Here is an 18,144-nt window from a genome sequence, read left to right on the forward strand (position 1 = left end):
CCATCGGAGCCATCGGAGCCAACGGAGGCGGACCGCAGATGACCAAGCACGCCCGTGACCGCGCGGTAGTCCTCGGTGCAGGGATGGCGGGGCTGCTCGCCGCGCGCGTCCTGTCCGAGACGTACAAGGAAGTGCTGGTGATCGACCGGGACCGGTTGGGCGGCAAGGAGCAGCGCCGCGGTGTCCCGCACGGCCGCCACGCCCATGCCCTGCTGGCCAAGGGGCAGCAGATCCTCAACGAGCTCTTCCCCGGTCTCGACACCGAACTCACCTCGGCCGGGATCCCCGCCGGGGACATCGCGGGCAACCTGCGGTGGTACTTCAACGGCCGCCGGCTCCAGCCCTCGAACACCGGGTTGATCAGCGTCTCGGCCACGCGGCCCGAGCTGGAGTCCCACGTGCGCGACCGGGTCGCCGCGCTGCCGCAGGTGACGATCATGGACGGGTGCGTCATCCGCGGCCTGACCGCCTCGGCCGACCGCAGCCGCGTCACCGGCGTCGAGGTGGTCGACGAGTCGGGCACGGACACTCCCGCGCACCTGGAGGCCGACCTCGTCGTCGACGTCACGGGGCGCGGCTCGCGAACCCCCGCCTGGCTGGAGGAGTTCGGGTACGAGCGGCCCGCGGAGGACCGCTTCAAGATCGACCTGGCCTACACCACGCGCCACTTCAAGCTCAAGGAAGACCCGTACGGCACGGACCTGTCGATCAACCCGGTGGCGTCGCCGAGCAACCCCCGCGGCGCGTTCTTCCCCCGGCTCGCCGACGGCAGCTCCCAGCTCTCCCTGACCGGAATCCTCGGCGACCACCCGCCCACCGACGGCGAGGGCTTCCTGGCCTTCGCCAAGTCGCTGGCCGCGCCGGAGATCTACCGGGCCGTCCGCGACGCCGAGCCCCTCGACGAACCGGTCACCTTCCGCTTCCCGGCGAGCGTCCGCCGCCGCTACGAGCGGCTGCGCCGCTTCCCCGGAGGGTTCCTCGTCATGGGCGACGGCGTGTGCAGCTTCAACCCCGTCTACGGCCAGGGCATGACGGTCGCCGCGCTGGAGGCCGTGGCGCTGCGCGACCACCTGCGGGACGCCCCGGTCCCCGACGCGCTGCGTTTCTTCCGGCGCATCTCCACGGTCATCGACGTCCCGTGGGACATCGCCGCCGGAGCGGACCTGAACTTCCCCGGGGTGGAGGGCCCCCGGACCATGAAGGTGAAGATGGCCAACGCCTACATGGCCCGCCTGCACGCGGCGGCGGCCGTCGACGGCGAGGTGACCGGGGCGTTCTTCCGGGTGGCCGGACTGGTGGACCCCCCGCAGGCCCTGATGCGGCCCGGCCTCGCCATGCGGGTCATGCGGAACTCCTCGGCCAAGCAGTCGGGGGCGGCCGTATGACCGCGCGGGCCGTCCGGGCCGGCCGCCGGGGGCTGGAGCCGACATGCGGGTGATGATCACGGTTTTCCCGGCGCGGGCGCACTTCCTGCCCCTGGTGCCCTACGCCTGGGCCCTGCAGAGCGCCGGCCACGAGGTGTGCGTCGTGGCGCCCCCGGGCTATCCCACCGGTGTGGCCGACCCCGACTTCCACGAGGCCGTCACCGCGGCCGGCCTGAAGTCGGTGACCTGCGGGCAGCCTCAGCCGCTGGCGGTCCACGACCGCGACGACCCCGGCTACGCGGCGATGCTGCCGACCGCGGCAGAGTCCGAGAGCTTCGTGCGCGCGCTCGGAATCAGCGACGAGGAGCGCCCCACCTGGGACGTCTTCTACCACTTCACCCTGCTGGCGATCCGCGACTACCACCCGCCCCGGCCGCGGCAGGACGTGGACCAGGTGATCGAGTTCGCCCGGGTCTGGCAGCCCGATCTGGTGCTGTGGGACGCCTGGTTCCCCTCCGGCGCCGTCGCGGCACGGGTCACCGGCGCGGCGCACGCGCGGGTGCTCGTCGCCCCCGACTACACCGGCTGGGTCACCGAGCGGTTCGCCGCCGCGGGGCCCGCGGCGAGGGTCGCCAATCCCCTGGCCGAGACGATGCGGCCGCTGGCGGAGCGGTACGGGGTGGAGGTCGACGACGACCTCCTGCTCGGGCAGTGGACGGTCAATCCGTTCCCGGCGCCGATGAACCCGCCGACCCGGCTTACGAACGTCCCGGTGCGCTACGTGCCCTACACCGGCGCCAGCGTCATGCCCACGTGGCTGTACGCCCGGCCGTCGCGGCCGCGGGTGGCGCTGTCGCTCGGGGTGTCGGCGCGGGCGTTCCTCAAGGGCGACTGGGGGCGCACCGCCAAGCTGCTGGAAGCGGTCGCGGAGCTGGACATCGAGGTGATCGCCACGCTCAACGACAACCAACTGGCGGAGAGCGGGCCCCTGCCGGACAACGTCCACACCCTCGACTACGTACCGCTCGACCAGCTGCTGCCGACCTGCTCGGCCGTCATCCACCACGGATCGACGGGCACCTTCGCCGCGGCGAGCGCCGCCGGGCTGCCCCAGGTGGTCTGCGACACCGACGAGCCCCTGCTGCTGTTCGGCGAGGACACCCCGGGCGGTATCGCGTGGGACTTCACCTGCCAGAAGCAGCTCACCGCGACGCTCACCTCCCGCGTCGTCACCGACTACGGGGCGGGAGTGCGCATCGACCACCAGAAGCAGTCCGCCGGACAGATCCGTGAGGCACTACGCAGGGTGCTCACCGAACCCTCCTTCCGCGAAGGCGCGCAGAGGATCCGGGAAGACCGGAACTCGGCCCCCAGCCCGGTCGAACTCGTGCCCCTCCTGGTAGAACTGACGAAGCGTCATCGCCATGACGAGGAGGCGACCCGATGAGGATGCTGGTGACGGGCGGAGCCGGTTTCATCGGCTCGCAGTTCGTACGGGCCACGCTGCGCGGCGAGTTGCCGGGTACCGAGGACGCCCATGTGACGGTCCTGGACAAGCTGACGTACTCCGGCAACCCGGCCAACCTCATCTCCGTCGCGGCCCATCCGCGCTACAGCTTCGTCCAGGGCGACACCGTCGACCCGCGCGTGGTCGACGAGGTGGTGGCGGGCCACGACGTCGTCGTCCACTTCGCGGCCGAGTCGCACGTGGACCGTTCGATCGACACCGCCACCCGGTTCGTCACGACCAACGTGCTCGGCACCCAGACGCTGCTGGAGGCGGCTCTGCGGCACGGCGTCGGCCGGTTCGTCCACGTGTCCACCGACGAGGTCTACGGTTCGATCGCCTCCGGCTCGTGGACCGAGGACACCCCGCTCGCCCCCAACGTCCCCTACGCGGCGTCGAAGGCCGGCTCGGACCTGATGGCGCTGGCCTGGCACCGCACCCGGGGCCTGGACGTCGTCGTCACCCGGTGCACCAACAACTACGGGCCCTACCAGTACCCCGAGAAGGTGATCCCGCTCTTCGTCACCAACATCCTCGACGGCATGCGGGTGCCCCTGTACGGGGACGGCGCCCACCGCCGGGACTGGCTGCACGTGTCCGACCACTGCCGGGCGATCCAGATGGTCATGAACTCCGGCCGGGCCGGGGAGGTCTACCACATCGGGGGCGGCACCGAACTCTCCAACGAGGAGCTCACCGACCTGCTGCTCACCGCGTGCGGCGCCGACTGGTCCTGCGTGGACCGGGTTGCCGACCGGCAGGGGCACGACCGCCGCTACTCGCTCGACATCACCAAGATCCACCAGGAACTGGGCTACGAGCCCCTGGTCGCCTTCGAGGACGGCTTGGCCGCGACGGTGAAGTGGTACCACGAGAACCGCCCGTGGTGGCAGCCGCTGAAGGCCGCGGCCGGCCTCCTGGACGCCGTCGGCTGACGGCACGCACTGCTCAGCACCCCCCAGGAAAGGAGCCACCTCCGTGACAGCCGTCAAGGAGCCGACGCCCCGCGCCGGACGGCGGGAGTGGATCGCTCTCGCCGTCCTCTCCCTGCCCACCATGCTGTTGATGCTGGACATCAACGTCCTGATGCTGGCCCTGCCGCAACTGAGCGAGGACCTCGGCGCGAGCAGTACGCAACAGCTGTGGATCACCGACATCTACGGATTCGCGATCGCCGGATTCCTGGTGACGATGGGCACCCTCGGCGACCGGATCGGCCGCCGCAGACTGCTGCTCGGCGGCGCGGCCGTGTTCGCGGTCGTGTCCGCCGTCGCCGCGTTCTCCGACAGCGCGGAGATGCTCGTCGTCAGCCGCGCCGTGCTCGGCGTCGCCGGGGCCACGGTGATGCCCTCCACGCTCGCGCTCATCAGCAACATGTTCCAGGACCCCAAGGAGCGGGGCACCGCCATCGCCATGTGGGCGAGCGCGATGATGGCCGGGGTCGCCCTCGGGCCCGCGGTGGGCGGTCTGGTCCTCGCCGCGTTCTGGTGGGGATCGGTGTTCCTCATCGCCGTGCCGGTGATGCTGCTGGTGGTGGTCACCGGACCGGTGCTGCTGACCGAGTCCCGCGACCCGGACGCCGGGCGGCTGGACCTGCTGAGCGCGGTGCTCTCCCTCGCGACCGTGCTGCCGGTGATCTACGGGCTGAAGGAGCTCGCCCGGAGCGGGTGGGATCCGCTCGCCGCCGGTGCGGTGGTGCTCGGCGTGGTCTTCGGCGCGCTGTTCGTCCAGCGCCAGCGGCGGCTGGCCGACCCCATGCTGGACCTGGGCCTCTTCGCCGACCGCACGCTGCGGGCCGGACTGACGGTCAGTATGGTCAACGCCGTCATCATGGGCGGGACCGGCCTCATGGTCGCCCTGTACCTCCAGACGATCGCCGGCCACTCCCCGCTGGCCGCCGGACTGTGGCTCCTGATCCCGGCCTGCGTGCTCGTGGTGGGCGTGCAGGTGTCGAACCTGCTGGCCCAGCGGATGCCCCCGTCCCGGGTCCTGCTGGGCGGCCTGCTGATCGCGGCCGTCGGGCAGCTCCTGATCACCCGGGTGGACGGCGACGACACCGTCCTCCTCATCACGGCCACCACCCTGATCTACTTCGGCGCCTCCCCGGTGGGGCCGATCACCACGGGCGCGATCATGGGGGCCGCGCCTCCGGAGAAGGCCGGCGCCGCCTCGTCGCTGTCCGCCACCGGCGGCGAGTTCGGCGTCGCCCTCGGCATCGCGGGTCTGGGCAGTCTGAGCACCGTGGTGTACAGCGCCCGGGTCGAGGTGCCGGACGAGGCCGGGCCCGCCGCCGGCGACGCCGCGCAGGAGAGTATCGCCGGCGCCCTGCACACGGCCGGGCAGTTGGGACCGGACAGCGCCGGCGCCCTGCTGGACTCCGCACGCGCGGCCTTCACCAGCGGCGTGCAGTCCGTCGCCGCCGTCTGCGCCGTGTTCTCCGTCGCCCTGGCCGTCCTGATCGGCACCCGGCTGCGGGACATCTCCGCGATGGACCACGGGCACGGCGAGGAGCCGGCCGAGAACGACGCGCAACCAGCCACATGAGCGCATTTCCGGAGATGCACGGGCCGCCGTCGAGGCATGAGGATCACCTTCTGGGGTGCACGTGCACGGCAACGGAGGCGTAGTGGAGTACTGGAACAGCACGGCGGAGACCATGCCCCGCCAGGAACTTGAACAGTGGAAGTGGCGCAGGCTTCAGGCCGCGATGGACCACGCCCGAAGGCTCTCCCCCTTCTGGCGAGAACGTCTCCCCGAGAACATCACCTCCATGGAGGACTACGCGGCGCGGGTTCCGCTCCTGCGCAAGGCCGATCTCCTCGCCGCGGAAGCCACGTCTCCCCCGTACGGAACCTGGCCCTCGCTCGATCCGGCGCTCGGGGTGCGCCACCACCAGACCAGCGGGACCAGCGGCAACCCCCCCATCCGGACGTTCGACACCGAACGCGACTGGGCCTGGTGCGTGGACACGTTCTGCACGGCGCTCCACAGCATGGGCGTGCGCCCGCACCACAAGGGCCTGGTGGCGTTCGGGTACGGGCTGTTCGCCGGCTTCTGGGGCATGCACTACGGCCTCGAGCGCATGGGAGCCACGGTCATCCCGGCCGGCGGCCTCGACTCCCGCTCCCGGGTACGGCTGCTGGTCGACTACCAGATCGAGGTGCTCGGCCTCACACCGAGCTACGCGATGCGGCTGATCGAGACGGCCCGGGAGATGGGCGTCGACCTCGCCCGCGAGGCGAACGTCCAGATCATCCTGGCCGGGGCGGAGCCGCGCTCCGCCTTCACCACCCGCACCATCGAGGAGGCTTTCGGCGCCCGGGTCTTCAACGCCGCGGGCACCACCGAGTTCGGCGGGGTGTTCATGTTCGAGTGCACCGCCCGACGCGAGGCCTGCCACATCATCGAGCCCTCGTGCATCGAGGAGGTGCTCGACCCGGTGACCGAACAGCCCGTCGGCTACGGCGAGGAGGGCGTCCGGGTCACCACCGGGCTGAACCGCGAGGGGATGCAGCTCTTCCGGCACTGGACCGAGGACGTCGTGGTCAAGCGGCCCCACACCGAGTGCGGCTGCGGCCGGACGTGGGACTTCTACGACGGCGGCATCCTGCGGCGGGTGGACGACATGCGCAAGATACGCGGGGTCTCGATCACCCCGGTGATGATCGAGGACGTGCTGCGCGGATTCGACGAGGTGAACGAGTTCCACTCGTCCATCAGGACCGTCCGCGGACTCGACACGATCCACGTCAAGGTCGAGGCGGGGGACATCTCGGGCGAGGCGGGCGAGAGCCTGTGCGGCCGCATCACCGAGGAGTTCAAGCGTGAGATAGGCATACGGCCCCAGGTGGAGCTGACCCCCGCGGGCAGCCTCCCCCGATCGAAGTGGAAGGCGGCACGACTTCATGACGAGCGCGAACTCGCCCCTCAGGCCTGAGCAGGTGGAGCAGCTCCTGGGGAGCTACCGGAGCCTGGGCGTGCTGGAGCGCAGTTGCACGGTCCCGGCCGTGCTCGCCGCGGTCAGGGCGGCCCGCGCGGAACTCCGCATCGCCCTGGACGGCCAGGCCGTGGAGTTCGACTACTACCGGGGGCACGACGACAGCCTCGTGGCCTGAACCCATCCCCCGGCTCGCCGGGTCAGACGAAAGGGAGACCGGTGTCCCACGGTGCAGAGCGCGAAACGAGCCCGGCCGATGAGAGTTCCGGCACCCGGCCGCTGACCGGCGAGGAGTACCTGGAGAGTCTGCGGGACGCGCGGGAGGTGTACCTCGACGGCAACCGCGTCAAGGACGTCACCGCGCATCCCGCGTTCCACAACCCGGCCCGGATGACGGCCCGGCTGTACGACAGCCTTCACGACCCCGACCAGAAGGCGGTCCTGACGGCGCCCACCGATTCCGGAGACGGGTTCACCCACCGCTTCTTCACCGCGCCGCGCAGTGTCGACGACCTGGTCAAGGACCAGGCCGCCATCGCGTCCTGGGCGCGCAAGAGTTACGGCTGGATGGGGCGCAGCCCCGACTACAAGGCGTCGTTCCTCGGCACGCTGGGGGCCAACGCCGACTTCTACGAGCCCTTCGCGGACAACGCCCGGCGCTGGTACCGGGAGTCGCAGGAGAAGGTGCTGTACTGGAACCACGCCTTCCTCCACCCCCCGGTGGACCGGTCGCTGCCGGCCGACGAGGTGGGCGACGTCTTCATCCACGTCGAGCGGGAGACCGACGCGGGTCTGGTGGTGAGCGGGGCCAAGGTCGTCGCGACCGGCTCGGCCCTCACCCACGCGGCGTTCATCTCGCACTGGGGACTTCCCATCAAGGACCGGAAGTTCGCCCTGGTGGCCACCGTGCCGATGGACGCGGACGGACTCAAGGTGATCTGCCGGCCCTCCTACTCCGCGACCGCGGCGATGACGGGCAGCCCGTTCGACAACCCGCTCTCCTCACGGCTCGACGAGAACGACGCCATCCTCGTCCTGGACCAGGTGCTGATCCCGTGGGAGAACGTGTTCGTCTACGGCAACCTGGGCAAGGTGCACCTCCTCGCCGGGCAGTCCGGGATGATCGAGCGGGCCACCTTCCACGGGTGCACGCGGCTCGCCGTGAAGCTGGAGTTCATCGCCGGACTGCTGGCCAAGGCGCTGGACATCACCGGGGCGAAGGACTTCCGCGGCGTGCAGACCCGGCTGGGCGAGGTCCTGGCCTGGCGCAACCTCTTCTGGTCGCTGTCGGACGCGGCGGCCCGCAACCCCGTCCCCTGGAAGAACGGCACGCTCCTGCCCAACCCCCAGGCGGGCATGGCCTACCGCTGGTTCATGCAGATCGGCTATCCGAGGGTGCTGGAGATCGTCCAGCAGGACGTGGCCAGTGGACTGATGTACGTCAACTCCTCCACCGAGGACTTCCGCAACCCCGAGACCGGCCCCTACCTGGAGAAGTACCTCCGAGGCAGTGACGGCGCCGGCGCCGACGAGCGGGTCAAGGTGATGAAGCTGCTGTGGGACGCGGTGGGCTCCGACTTCGGCGGCCGCCACGAACTCTACGAGCGGAACTACTCCGGCAACCACGAGAACACCCGGATCGAACTGCTGCTCTCGCAGACGGCGAGCGGCAAACTGGACTCCTACAAGGACTTCGCCCAGGCCTGCATGGACGAGTACGACCTGGACGGCTGGACCGCTCCCGACCTGGAGTCGTTCCCGGACCTGCGCTCCGCCTCCCGTGACCTGCTCGGAGGACGGTAGCCGCCCCCGCCGACGACGTACCGCGGCCCCCGGACGAGATGTCCGGGGGCCGCTTCACGTACGCCGTCGGGTGAGGAGGGGGACTCAGCCGCGCAGGAACTCGATGAGCTCGGGGGCGAGCTTCTTGGGCGCCATGGCCACGGCGCCGTGGTTGAGCCCGTTCAGCGTGCGGTGGCTCGCGTCGGGGAGCACTCCGGTGAGTTCCTTCGCGGCACGCTGGAAGCCCTCGGGGCTCTTGGAACCGGTCAGCACCAGGGTCGGAGCCGAGGCCGCCGACCACGGCTCGGCGGGGAGCGGCTTGCCCTGCTGGGTGTCGCCCATGACCGCGATGTCGTAGGGCAGCGTGTTGGCCAGACCCTTGAGGTTGGACCAGACACCGGGCATCAGGCGCATCGCGCCGACCATGAACGAGGGCATGCCCTGCGCCTTGACCATGAAGGCCTTGACCGCGTCGCTGCGCCGGTCCTCCGCCAGCAGGGCGTCGATCTGCCCGGCGAAGCCGGCGGGCGGGCCGAAGCCGTCCGGGGCGACGGAGAACGGCGGCTCGTAGACTGCGAGCTTGTTCACTTTCAGGCCGGCGGCGGCGGCTCGCAGGGCGAGCACCGCGCCGGACGAGCTGCCGAACAGGGACGCCGAACCGCCGACCTGGTCGATCAGCGCCGCGATGTCCTCGATCTCGCGCTCGACCGCGTACGCCGAACCGTCGGCGCTGGCGCCGCGGCCCCGCCGGTCGTAGTTGACCACCGTGAAGTGCTCGGCGAGGAGAGCGGCGAGCCTCTTGGCGTCGGAGCGGTCGGCCAGGGCGGAGGCCACCAGGATCACCGCCGGCCCCTCGCCCGACTTGTCGAAGGCGATCGTGGTGCCGTCGGCCGATACCGTCGTCGATTCCACCTTGGCTGCTTTCTCGCGGGTTGAAGACATGCTTTCCCTCAGATCACGTTGTGGGGCGTGCTGCCGACAATAGAGACCGGCGTCCGGCGGGAAAGTAGTCGGTCCTGCCGGAATTGAGGGGTCCGGAGGGCACGCCGGCCGCTGCACGACGGCGTGCCCGGACCTTCCGGACATTGTCGTGTCCTCAGGCGCGGCTCGCATCTTCAGGAATGCTCAGTGCTCCGTGTGGCGGAAAAGGGACGGCGATTTCGTCAGTCGTTGCCGCGCGGGCTGTTCTGGTAGGCGGCCAGACGCCACTGCCCGTCCTGCTCGACGGCCAGCCACGAGGCCCGGACGGCGCCGTCGCCGCTCGCCTCGGTCTCACCCGGGGCCAGGATGCCGCCCTCGGTGATCAGCAGAGCGACCCCGTCGCCGAGCAGACGCGCGTCGATGGGGCTGCCGATGACGCGCGTGCCCTTGTACGGGCCCGCGAACGCGGCCGCCATGTGGGTGCGGATGTTCTCACGGCCCTTCCGGTAGAGGCCCGGGAGGATCATCGTCCCGTCCTCGGCGAAGACGTCGGCGAACCGGTCGGCGTCGTGGTCGGCCCACGCGGCCACGATGCGCCCCGGCAGGGCGGCTACCGCGGCCAGGGCCGCGTTCGGAGCGGAGGTGGTCGAGTCGGTGCTGGTCATATCTCGGTTCCCGTCCGTTGGATGGCGGTTTCGGCACGGCCGTCAGACCTGCCTGGGCCCGACGCTGGCAGTCGGCCCCGCCGCCGGGCATCTCCTGCGTTGCGCCCCACGCCAGTCACTTCACGGCCAGAACAAGTCGCGCATTCTGGAAGAAGCTGAGGCCCGGAACCCGGTGCGACGATCTGCGGTGTCAAGGACTTCGCACACGTTTACGCACGGAGGCTCGATGCCCGCTGTCAATGGATCGGTGCAGCCAGGTCAATCGCACCGACGCTCCGTCGTGGCGACGGTGGTGGGCAACTTCGTGGAGTCGTTCGACTGGCTCGCCTACGGGCTCTTCGCTCCCCTCTTCGCAGCCCAGTTCTTCCCCTCGTCCAACCAGTTCACCTCCCTGCTCGGCGCGTTCGCGGTCTTCGGCACGGGCATGCTGTTCCGGCCGATCGGCGGAATCCTGTTGGGCCGCCTCGCCGACCGGCGCGGCCGCCGGCCCGCCCTGATGCTGGCGATCGGACTGATGACCGGCGGCTCGACGCTGATCGCCGTCGTCCCCACCTACGAGCACATCGGGATCATCGCCCCGCTGCTGCTCCTGCTCGCCCGGCTCGCCCAGGGCGTCTCCTCGGGCGGGGAGTGGACGGCGGCGGCCACCTACCTGATGGAGATCGCGCCGAAGAACCGCCGGTGCCTCTACAGCAGCCTCTTCTCCGTGACGACCATGGCGGGCCCCTTCGTCGCCTCGCTGCTCGGCGCCGGTCTCGGCGTGTGGCTGGGGACCGCGACGATGGAGGCATGGGGCTGGCGGGTGCCGTTCCTCCTCGGCGGCGTCTTCGGCGTGATCCTGCTGGTCCTGCGCCGCCGGCTCACCGAGACCGAGGTCTTCCGCCGCGAGGTGCGCCCCCGGGCCCGGCGCGGCTCACTGCGCCAACTGATAGGCGCTCACCGCCGCCAGGTGGTGCTGGCCGTGATGTTCGTGGCCGGGCTCGGCGTCATCGGGGGAACGTGGTCGACCGCGGTCCCGGCGATGGGCCACCGCCTGATCGGATCGCAGACGATGTTCTGGGTGGTGGTCTGCGTGACCGGCTCGGTCATCCTGCTGCAGGTCCCCCTGGGGCTGCTCGCCGACCGGGTGGAGCCGGGCAGGTTCCTGATCGTCTCCAGCGTCGTCTTCGCCGCCGTGGGCTCGTACGCCTACCTCACCGTCCAGGACTCCTTCGCGAGCCTGGCGTTCACCTACAGCACCGGAGTGATCTTCCTCGGCTGTGTCACCATGGTGCTGCCCAAGATGCTCTCCAGGATCTTCCCTCCGCAGATACGCGGCCTGGGCATCGGCCTGCCGCACGCCTCGACCACCGCGCTCCTCGGCGGAGCGGGGCCGCTGCTGGCCGCCTACTCCGACGACCGGGGCGCCTCGGGCTGGTTCATCGCCGCCGTAATGGCCGCGGTCCTGCTCGTCTGGCCGGCCACCCTGTGGGAGCGACGGCTCTTCCGTGCCCAGCCGGCCCCGGGCGGCGACCCGGTGCCCGAACCCGCCGTCGCCCGCCCCGTCGGGTGACCGTCCGCTGTTCCGTCACCCCGTCCGGCACCGAGCGCCGGCGACGTTCCCGATGAGAGGTTGACACCATGACGACGTCCGACACCACCGACCGGTCCCAGGACGGTACGGCGCCGCCGCTCTCCTTCCACCAGGAGTTCCTGTGCATGTTCGACAGCGGGAACGACGGCGCCGACGTGGGCCCGTTCGGCCCCATGTACCACATCGTCGGAGCCTGGCGGCTGACCGGCGGGATCGACGAGGAGACGCTGCGCGAGGCGCTGGGCGACGTCGTCGTGCGCCACGAGGCCCTGCGCACCTCGCTGGTCCGCGAGGGCGGCACGCACCGTCCGGAGGTCCTGCCCGCGGGGCCCGCCTCGCTGGAGGTGCGCGACCTCGGCGGCGTCGACGAGTCGGAGCGGGTGCGGCGCGGTGAGGAACTGCTCAACGAGGTCGAGTCGACCGGTCTGAGCGTGCGGGAACTGCCCCTGCTGCGCGCCGTCCTCGGGCGCTTCGACCAGAAGGACTCGGTGCTGGTCCTCATAGCCCACCACACCGCGGCGGACGCCTGGGCCATGCACGTCATCGCCCGCGACCTGCTCCACCTGTACGCCGCCAGGCGCGGGAACCCGGTTCCCGCGCTGCCCGAGCCGACCCAGCACGCGGAGTTCGCCCGTTGGGAGCGCGAGGCGGCGGAGGCGCCGCGGGTCGCGGTTTCGAAGGAGTTCTGGCGCAAGCGCCTCCAGGGGGCGCGGATCATCGGGCTCGAGACGGACATGCCGCGCTCGGCGGGGCTGCCCAAGGGCACCGCGTGGCAGCGGTTCGCCGTGCGCGGGGAGCTGGCCGACTCCGTCGTGGAGTTCTCGCGGGCGGCCAAGTGCTCCCCGTTCATGACCATGTTCGCCGCCTACCAGGTGCTGCTGCACCGCAGGACGGGTGAGCTGGACATCACCGTGCCGACCTTCTCCGGGGGCCGCAACAACTCCCGGTTCGAGGACACCGTGGGGTCCTTCATCAACTTCCTGCCGCTGCGCACCGACCTCTCCGGGTGCTCCTCCTTCCGCGACGTCGTGCTGCGCACCCGCACCACCTGCGGAGAGGCGTTCACCCACGAGCTGCCGTTCTCCCGGCTGATCCCCGAGGTGCCGGAGCTGATGGCGTCGGCGGCCTCCGACGACCACCAGATCTCGGTCTTCCAGGCGGTGCACGCGCCCGCGTCCGACGGGCCCGAGCAGGCCGGGGACCTGACGTACTCGAAGATCTGGGAGCGGCAGCTCTCGCAGTCGGAGGGCTCCGACATCCCCGACGGGGTGCTCTGGTCGATCCACATCGACCCCTCGGGCTCCATGGCCGGCAGCCTCGGGTACAACACCAACCGCTTCAAGGACGAGACGATGGCGGCCTTCCTGGCCGACTACCTCGACCTGCTGGAGAAGTCGGTGGCCCGGCCGGACGCCCCCTTCACCTCCTGACCCAGCTCCGGCAGCGGCGAACCCGCCCGAAGAAAGGAAAGCCAGTGTCCACCGTTTCCGACACAACGGCCGGATCCTCGCTGGAGGAGAAGGTGACCCGGATCTGGACGGGTGTTCTCGGCACGTCCGGTGAGGAAGGCGCGACGTTCATCGAGCTCGGCGGGCAGTCGGTCTCCGCCGTGCGCATCGCCACGCGCATCCAGGAGGAGCTGGACCTCTGGGTCGACATCGGCGTCCTCTTCGACGACCCGGATCTGCCGACCTTCATCGCGGCGGTCGTCCGCACGGCCGAGGCCGCGGGGACCGACGGCTCCGGGACGGGGTGAGACGCGCCGGGCGCCGTCTCCCCGCGGCGCCCGGCACCACATGGCTGAGGCGGTTCACCCGGCACCGGGTGAACCGCCTCAGCCATGTGGTGCCGGGGTGCGGTCAGTGCAGCTGGACGTCCGTCTCGCGGGTGATCGCCCGGAGGAACTCGGCGCGGGACAGCGCGTCGGCCACCAGCTCGATGTCGTCGGCCATGTACCGGTCGACGCCCAGCGTCGGAACCAGCGCGCGCACCGCCTCGTACGTGGCCTTCGCGGCCGGGCTCAGGCCGTCGAACCGGCCGGAGATGTCGACCGCCTGGGCGGCGGCCAGGTACTCCACCGCGAGGATCTTGTTGTTGTTCGACAGGACCCGGCGGGCGTTGCGGGCCGCGATCAGGCCCATGCTCACCACGTCCTGGTTGTCCCCGTTGGACGGGACGCTCTGGGTGCTGGCCGGGCCGATCGTCCGGTTCTCGGCGACCAGCGCGGTGGCCGGGTACTGGGCGCCGGCGAATCCGCTGTGCAGCCCCGGATCCCCGGAGACGAGGAACTCCGGGAGGCCGTAGCTGAGGTGACGGTTGAGGACCCGGTTGATCTGCCGCTCGGCCAGGACGCCGAGCTGGGTGAGGGCGATGGTCACGAAGTCCATCGCGAACGCGATCGGCTGACCGTGGAAGTTCGCCCCGTGGAAGATCTCCTTGCCTTCGAAGAAGAGCGGGTTGTCGTTGGCCGAGTTGAGCTCGATGTGCAGCTTGTGCCGCGCGTGGTACAAGGTGTCGCGCACCGCGCCGACGACCTGCGGGATGGCCCGCAGCGAGTACGCCTTCTGCAGGTAGATCTCCGAGCGCTGGACGTCCTTGCCGGCCTCCTTGTCCTTCTGCAGCTCGCGGCGCAGGTCGGCGTGCTCGACCGTCAGCCCGCTGCCCCGCATCAGGGCCCGCATGTTGGCCGCCGTGTCGATCTGGCCCTCGTGCGGCCGGGCTATGTCGTGCCCCTCCGCGAGGAAGGGGCTGGTCGAGCCGCGTACTGCCTCGATGAGCAGCGCCGTGACGATCTCGGCCTGCTGGGCCTGCTCCAGGGCGCGTCCGACGACCAGCGAGCCCAGACCGGTCATCCCGGAGGTGCCGTTGATCAGCGCGAGCCCCTCCTTGAAGCGCAGTTCGAGCGGCTCGATGCCCCGCTCGGCCAGCACCTGGGCGGTCTTCACCGGCTGCCCGTCGCGCAGGACGTAGCCCTCGCCGATGAGGGTGCTCGCGACGTGGGAGAGCGGCGCCAGGTCGCCGCTCGCCCCCAGCGACCCGATCTCGGGTATGGCCGGGGTGATGCCCTCGTTCAGGTACTGCGCGAGGCGTTCGAGGATCACGGGGCGTACTGCGGAGTGGCCCTTGGCCAGGGTGTTCAGCCGGGCGGCGACGATCGCCCGCGCCTCGTCCTCGGCGAACAGGGGGCCGACGCCCGCGCTGTGGCTGCGGACGAGGTTGGTCTGCAGTTCGACTTCCTTCGACTTGTCGACCTGCATGTAGATCATCTCGCCGTACCCCGTGGTCACCCCGTAGATGGGGATGTTCTGCTCGGCGATCCCCTCGAAGATCTCCCGGCTCTTCTGGGCCTTCGCGATGGATTCGGCCGGTACGTCGACCGCCGCGCGCTCCTCCGCGACGCGGCGTACGGCGTCGACGGTCAGGGTCTCGCCGTCGATGGAAACCGGGACGATCTCGGTCTCGACTTGAGTCAATGCCATCACTCCATGGGTAGCGGCCGAGGCCGGTGTACGACAGGTCAGGGGGTGGGTTCGTGAGGCGCGGCGGCTCAGCGGGTGAGCTGGGAGCGGTCCACCTTCCCCGCGGCGTTGCGCGGCAGGCGCGAGGACAGGCGGGTGAAGACGGCGGGCAGCGTGAGGGGGCCGAACTGGCCGCGCAGATGGGACCGCCAGGCCCGGACGTCCGCGTTCACGTCCCCCTCGCCGTCCCCCCGCGGCACCACGTACACCGCGAGGCGGGTCACCAGGCCCTGGCCGTTGACGTGGGGGAGGACCGCGCACTCCAGGACCGAGGGGTCGCGGTTCAGCGCGGCCTCGATCTCGGTGAGTTCCACGCGGTTGCCGAACAGCTTGACCTGGAAGTCGCTGCGGCCCCGGAACTCCAGGGCGCCGTCGAACCGCACCCGCGCCAGATCCCCGGTCCGGTACCACCGGTCGCCGTCCGGGGCGAAGCCGGCGACGGGTGTGAACAGCGCGCCGTGGTCCGGGCCGCCCTCGACGGCGAGGTACCCCGGCGTCACGTACGGGGAGCGGACCACCAGTTCGCCGGTGACGCCGGCCGGGCTCGGCCGGTCGTGTTCGTCCACGACGAGGACCTGACGGCCGGGGAGCGGGCGCCCGATCGGGACCTGGCCCGCGACCGGTCCGGTGATCTCGTGCCAGGTCGCGGCGATCGTCTCGGTGGGCCCGTACAGATTGATCAGGCGGGTCCGGGGCAGGGCCGCGCGCAGCCCGTCCACCAGTTCGCCCGGCAGCGCCTCCCCCATCAGGAGCAGGTGGCTCAGGGCGTCGGGCCGCCGGTCGGGGCCGGAGCCGGTGATCACGCCGAGGAGGTCCCGGGCGAAGCTGGGCACGGTCTGGATGTGGGTGATGCCCTCCTGGACGAGCCAGGGCACCAGCTTGTCGGGGTTGACCCTGACGCGCTCCGGTACCGGACAGAGCGTGCCGCCGGCCACGAGCGTCGCGAAGACCTCGGCCAGCGCCGGGTCGTGCTCCGGGGAGACCCACTGGGCCACCCGCGCGCCCGGCCCCATCGCGAACTGCTCGCCCATCCAGCCGGCGAACTGGGCCAGCGCGGCGTGGGACTGGACGATCCCCTTGGGGCGCCCCGTCGAACCGGAGGTGAACGCCACGTAGGCGAGGTCCTCCGGGTCCGGCCGGGCCCCGGCCGCCGCGTCCGCACCGGGAGCGGCGGAGGGGGAGCCGAGCACCTGGGAGGCGTCCAGCAGACGGGCGCCCGGTTCACCGGCGTACCAGAGCGCCAGCGGATCCTCCTGCGGACCGCCGTCGAGCACCATGCACGACGGGCGCAGATCGCGGAGCATCGACCGGTGGCGTTCGCCCCCGCCGTCCGGCGCGAACCACGCCAGGTGGGCGCCCGCTTCCAGGACTCCCAGCAGCACCGCGATCCGGTGGGCGCCCGGTCGCATCCGCACCGCCACCGGCGAGCCGGGCCCCACGCCGGCCGCGGTGAGGGCCGAGGCGACGCGGGCCGCGTGCGCCGTCAGTTCGGCGTAGCCCGTGCTTACGCCGCCGAACGAGACGGCGGTGCCGTCCTGTCCGGCGTGGCCGCGCACCGAGACGTGCACCGGCGGTGTCACGTGTCCGCGGGGCGCCCGGCGGTCCGAGGCGCGCAGGGCGCGTTCCCGGTGGCGCTCGTCGTCCAGCGGGAGTCCGCCCACGGGCGCGTCCGGATCGGCGGTCGCGGCTGCCAGGAGGGTGGCCAGCTGATCCAGCAGCCGTCGGGCCGAGGCGGGTTCGAACAGTGCGGCGCGGTACTCCAGGAAGCCGGCGACGCAGGGCGCGGTGTCCTGGAGGACCAGGGCCAGATCGGCGGCGGCCGTGCCGTTGTGCACGGACAGCTGCCGCACCTCGGCGCCCGGTATCCGCAGGGCCGCCCGCTCCCGGTGGACGAACACGGCGTCGGCCCCCTCGATACGGCAGGGCTTCGAGGCCGGGTCCGGCACCGTGCGCAGCAGCTCCCTGAAGGCGGTGGACAGCGTGCCGTCGTCCTGTCCGGCATAGCGGTGGACGAGGGCGCGGAATCCGGCCAGCACCACGGCCGCGGGCGTGACCCCTGCCGCCTCGGCCAGCCGGGCCGTACGGAAGCCGAGGTCCGGGCTCCAGGTGAAGGCGACGGCGCCCCCCGCGTGCGGGGGCAGGTGCGGGCGGTTCCGGTCGGCGGGCAGGACCAGACCGGCGGCGGTCGCCGAGGGCTCCTCGCCCCCACGTGTCCCGGGCGCCGGCCGAAGGGGCGGGGCGGAGGGCCGACCGCCGGTCACGACGGCGCGGTACGCGTCGGACAGGGCGGCCGGCAGGGCCCCGGACGGTCCTTCCCAGGCCCCGGAGTGGGAGGCGGCCAGGAGCAGCAGGTGCTCGCGCGGGCCTCTGCGGGCGAGGTGGAGCCGGGCCGGCGCGTCGCCTTCGGCGAAGGGACGGGCCGCCCACCGGGCGCAGAGTTCCTCGTCCCCGAACCCCTCGCCGGCGGTCTGCCCGACCGCCGCCGGCTCCACGGGAGCACCGTCCCCGGCGACCGCCCGCCAGGCCGTTCGCAGGGCGTCCAGGTCGAGTCCGCCGGCCACGTGGTAGGCCGCGTACCGGTGCAACGCCGCAGATCCGGAGGCCGGCAGAAGCCCCCGGTCCGGATCGGTCACAGTCACGTCATTCGCCACGACGCCCATCTTGAGGCGGTGGCGCACGGGACGCTTCTCCTTGTGTGCGGAGCTCCGCATGCCGGCCGAAGGACCCCGCCAAACCTTGTTCGACCAACTCCGCAATCTGGAAGTTGACGTCTTCCAGGGGGAGTTGGGAACGATGGAGGACCCCGCCGGCCGCGTCGGAACGGCCGTGCAGTGCGGCCCTCCCGGCACTCTCGGCCACCGCGGAATCCGAACGTGC

General features: G+C 71.4%; 14 protein-coding genes. 10 read left to right on the plus strand and 4 right to left on the minus strand.

The window, feature by feature from the left end; translation table 11 throughout:
• Positions 1-38 precede the first annotated feature (38 nt).
• The 7 genes from ACZ6CZ_RS30325 (at position 39) to ACZ6CZ_RS30355 (ending at position 8,611) form a co-directional block, all read left to right on the plus strand.
• Positions 39-1,385 (plus strand): FAD-dependent oxidoreductase, encoded by a 1,347-nt coding sequence (locus ACZ6CZ_RS30325; RefSeq protein ID WP_468858554.1) that lies wholly within the window; start codon positions 39-41, stop codon positions 1,383-1,385.
• A gap of 43 nt (positions 1,386-1,428) precedes the next feature.
• The gene (locus ACZ6CZ_RS30330; protein ID WP_468858556.1) at positions 1,429-2,811 is read left to right on the plus strand and encodes a nucleotide disphospho-sugar-binding domain-containing protein; all 1,383 of its coding nucleotides are present in this window, start codon (positions 1,429-1,431) and stop codon (positions 2,809-2,811) included.
• Entirely contained in the window at positions 2,808-3,806 is a 999-nt protein-coding gene (gene rfbB, locus ACZ6CZ_RS30335; RefSeq protein WP_073771960.1) for a dTDP-glucose 4,6-dehydratase, read from the plus strand. The genes ACZ6CZ_RS30330 and rfbB overlap by 4 nt, the downstream gene beginning before the upstream one ends.
• Positions 3,807-3,849: 43 nt before the next feature.
• Positions 3,850-5,415, plus strand: coding sequence for an MFS transporter (locus ACZ6CZ_RS30340; RefSeq protein WP_073771961.1), 1,566 nt, complete (start codon positions 3,850-3,852; stop codon positions 5,413-5,415).
• Between the two features lie 82 nt (positions 5,416-5,497).
• Complete coding sequence (locus ACZ6CZ_RS30345; RefSeq protein WP_073771962.1) at positions 5,498-6,808, plus strand: phenylacetate--CoA ligase family protein; 1,311 nt, start codon at positions 5,498-5,500, stop codon at positions 6,806-6,808.
• Positions 6,777-6,986, plus strand: coding sequence for a DUF6052 family protein (locus tag ACZ6CZ_RS30350; protein ID WP_145800750.1), 210 nt, complete (start codon positions 6,777-6,779; stop codon positions 6,984-6,986). Before ACZ6CZ_RS30345 ends, ACZ6CZ_RS30350 begins: the two co-directional genes overlap by 32 nt.
• A 41-nt stretch (positions 6,987-7,027) precedes the next feature.
• Positions 7,028-8,611, plus strand: a complete 1,584-nt coding sequence (locus ACZ6CZ_RS30355) for a 4-hydroxyphenylacetate 3-hydroxylase family protein (protein WP_073771964.1) — start codon at positions 7,028-7,030, stop codon at positions 8,609-8,611.
• 84 nt (positions 8,612-8,695) lie between these two features.
• Here the strand turns inward: ACZ6CZ_RS30355 and ACZ6CZ_RS30360 are convergent, their stop codons facing one another.
• Both ACZ6CZ_RS30360 and ACZ6CZ_RS30365 read right to left on the minus strand, forming a co-directional pair.
• Positions 8,696-9,532: an alpha/beta fold hydrolase gene (locus tag ACZ6CZ_RS30360; RefSeq protein ID WP_073771965.1), complete on the minus strand. Its 837-nt coding sequence runs from the start codon at positions 9,530-9,532 to the stop codon at positions 8,696-8,698.
• Between the two features lie 221 nt (positions 9,533-9,753).
• Positions 9,754-10,176: an SgcJ/EcaC family oxidoreductase gene (locus ACZ6CZ_RS30365; RefSeq protein WP_073771966.1), complete on the minus strand. Its 423-nt coding sequence runs from the start codon at positions 10,174-10,176 to the stop codon at positions 9,754-9,756.
• Positions 10,177-10,456: 280 nt separating this feature from the next.
• Here ACZ6CZ_RS30365 and ACZ6CZ_RS30370 point away from each other — a divergent pair, with 280 nt between their 5' ends.
• The 3 genes from ACZ6CZ_RS30370 (at position 10,457) to ACZ6CZ_RS30380 (ending at position 13,505) form a co-directional block, all read left to right on the plus strand.
• Positions 10,457-11,728, plus strand: a complete 1,272-nt coding sequence (locus tag ACZ6CZ_RS30370) for an MFS transporter (RefSeq protein WP_073771967.1) — start codon at positions 10,457-10,459, stop codon at positions 11,726-11,728.
• 68 nt (positions 11,729-11,796) lie between these two features.
• The gene (locus ACZ6CZ_RS30375) at positions 11,797-13,179 is read left to right on the plus strand and encodes a condensation domain-containing protein (protein WP_073771968.1); all 1,383 of its coding nucleotides are present in this window, start codon (positions 11,797-11,799) and stop codon (positions 13,177-13,179) included.
• 44 nt (positions 13,180-13,223) lie between these two features.
• Positions 13,224-13,505 carry a phosphopantetheine-binding protein gene (locus ACZ6CZ_RS30380; RefSeq protein WP_073771969.1) on the plus strand — a complete coding sequence of 94 codons (282 nt, stop codon included), beginning with the start codon at positions 13,224-13,226 and terminating at the stop codon, positions 13,503-13,505.
• Between the two features lie 103 nt (positions 13,506-13,608).
• Here the strand turns inward: ACZ6CZ_RS30380 and cmdF are convergent, their stop codons facing one another.
• Both cmdF and ACZ6CZ_RS30390 read right to left on the minus strand, forming a co-directional pair.
• On the minus strand, positions 13,609-15,228 hold the full coding sequence (cmdF, locus tag ACZ6CZ_RS30385) for a tyrosine 2,3-aminomutase (RefSeq protein WP_107427486.1): 1,620 nt from the start codon (positions 15,226-15,228) through the stop codon (positions 13,609-13,611).
• A 68-nt stretch (positions 15,229-15,296) separates the two neighbouring features.
• Positions 15,297-17,945 carry an amino acid adenylation domain-containing protein gene (locus ACZ6CZ_RS30390; RefSeq protein WP_468858565.1) on the minus strand — a complete coding sequence of 883 codons (2,649 nt, stop codon included), beginning with the start codon at positions 17,943-17,945 and terminating at the stop codon, positions 15,297-15,299.
• Positions 17,946-18,144 lie beyond the last annotated feature (199 nt).

This window comes from Streptomyces sp. NPDC041135 (assembly GCF_055592085.1).